Here is a 455-nt window from a genome sequence, read left to right on the forward strand (position 1 = left end):
GGCACGGCCACGATCGGCACCGCGGTGGTGCAGGGCAACGGCAGCTGGAGCGCCACGGTCACACTGAACAACGGCAGCAACTCGCTGACGGCCCAGGTCAGCGATGCGGCCGGCAACACCGCGACCAGCAGCGCGGTGGTCTATACGGTCAGCACCACCGGTCCGGCGGTGACCGAGGCCCTGGTCTCGGACACCGGCTCCTCGGCGACCGACCACCTCACCACGAGCCCGGCGCTGAGCGGCACCGGGCTTGCCAGCACGGTGGTGCACTTCACCATCGACGGCGTCGCCAGCACCACCACGGTGACGACCGATGCGCAAGGCGCCTGGTCGTTCACGCCGAGCGGGCTGGCGGACGGATTGCACACCATCGTGGCAAGCCAGACCGATAGCTTCGGCAATACCGGCTCGGCTTCGCTGAGCTTCACGCTGGATACGACGGCGCCTGCGGTCGC

At 69.5% G+C, this 455-nt stretch carries 1 protein-coding gene; it reads left to right on the plus strand.

The window, feature by feature from the left end:
* Positions 1-455, plus strand: a 455-nt coding sequence (locus tag AC0L3U_RS38460; RefSeq protein WP_473364971.1) for an Ig-like domain-containing protein, incomplete at both ends; no start/stop codon positions are given.

The organism is Bradyrhizobium sp. Kon69 (genome assembly GCF_055807515.1).